The 1,592-nt window shown below is 43.1% G+C and carries 3 protein-coding genes; all 3 read right to left on the bottom strand.

Features of this window, described 5'->3' with window-relative positions:
* Nucleotides 1–181: hypothetical protein (locus F6K49_RS47475; protein ID WP_293109496.1), on the bottom strand; the 181-nt coding region annotated here is incomplete at its 3' end.
* Between the two features lie 344 nt (nt 182–525).
* Nucleotides 526–843 (bottom strand): hypothetical protein, encoded by a 318-nt coding sequence (locus F6K49_RS47465; RefSeq protein WP_293109500.1) that lies wholly within the window; start codon nt 841–843, stop codon nt 526–528.
* Nucleotides 844–879: 36 nt separating this feature from the next.
* Nucleotides 880–1,467 carry a single-stranded DNA-binding protein gene (locus tag F6K49_RS47460; protein ID WP_293056170.1) on the bottom strand — a complete coding sequence of 196 codons (588 nt, stop codon included), beginning with the start codon at nt 1,465–1,467 and terminating at the stop codon, nt 880–882.
* Nucleotides 1,468–1,592: the final 125 nt, after the last annotated feature.

The following is a 1,592-nucleotide window of genomic DNA, read 5'->3' as shown; positions in this document are numbered from 1 at the left end:
TCGCATCAACACCAGTCCAGTAGTCTACAAAATCATAACCATCCGGTGGAGACACCTCAAGACACTCAGCAGGGTTTTGCTTATCAAAAGCATCATAAGTTAGACCGCTTGCTTGCGCTAAAACGATCGCCCTAGTGGAATCAAGGTCAGCAGTTGTGAGGTAAGTAATTGTGTTATCCATCACGCATGCTTTCATTAGGATTGCTATATATAGCAATCCTATCTGATTTGCGAAAGAAATGGTCTGCTTTAAGGCAGGAAGCAAACGGCATATGGCAGAAGGGAAGGGAGAAAGCACCAGTTTTTAACAATTCCAGTGATTTTACAAATAATTTAGGATTGCTATATAGGCTCCCTCCCCACTAGCAAGGATGAAGCCCATGGCATTACCGTCGAGTCTTTTAAACTCTAGTCATGTAATTAGTTTTTTCACAAAAGTCCATACAATTAATTGCTGCCTCAGAATTAGCAACAGAGGGATGCACGGTACATTTAAGACGATAATCACCAGTAAAAAACTGACAGTTAGAACAGGGAATTTGATGCAGTCGTTTGGCAACAGCAAAACTTTCTCGGACTGCTGACAAAACGGTCCAAGCTAGAATCATCATTAGCCCCCAAGCCAAACAAAAGCAAATCAGGTCTAGATAAGGCTGGAGGGCATAGATCAGTACGTAAAGGAGTTGAAACACAATTTAATAGACTTCGCGGCAGTTGTCGAGAACAGCGGATCTGGGAACAGCGGATCTGGGAACAGCGGATCTGGGAGCAGGGAGCAGGGAGCAGGGAGCAGGGAGCAGGGAGCAGAGAAGAGGGAAGAGGTAAATTTTTTTTGTACCTCATAACTATGAGAAACGCTATAATCTTTTCTCCGAATAACTAAAAGGGAATATCATCTAAATCTTGTTGATGACTAGGGCTACCAGAGGTTGGGTTTTGAGGAGATGAAGACCCAAAAGAAGACTCAAAACTTTGCTCAGTATTTTGTTCAGTGCTGGTATAAGCAAAATCTTGTTCGGTATTGTTGGGATAAGAAACTGATGACGACATCCGATGTTGATCCATCGATACAACCTTATCATAGGTTTGGGGAGAGGATGGTTCTGGGGTACGCTGGAAAGTTCTATCCGATGCCATGACTTGTGGCTCGAAGTGATCATCTGTTCCCAATTTGTGAATCCGGGAAACAGTCAATTCTGCCCGTTTTTCCTTGAATCCTTCTGGTCGCTCAATCACATTCATCCTTAAGCTACCTTCAATCACCACGCGATCGCCTGTGGAATAGTTTGTTTTAATTTCATTAGCCAAATATTCCCCCCAACCTACCACTTTTAAGGTTGATGGGGATTCCTCAGCCTTGACACTGGCGAATTGTACTAGCATCTGAGTCAGCGGTGTCTGATTCTCTGAGGTGTAACGCAGTTCTGGATCCTGAATAATTTGTGCCATTAAAATGCAGCTGTTCATCTCGTATCTCCCTTGTCCTTTCAGTGTTGACTCCTTATTATAGAACAAGCGTACCAATACTCTTGGCTTTTCTTTGAGTGAACTTAACCTACCAACAATTAACTAACAACAATAGCGTAGCGGCT

Source organism: Moorena sp. SIO3I6 (assembly GCF_010672095.1).
Note: the sequence above shows the minus strand (reverse complement) of the source record. Positions and strands in the feature narration are given on the sequence as shown.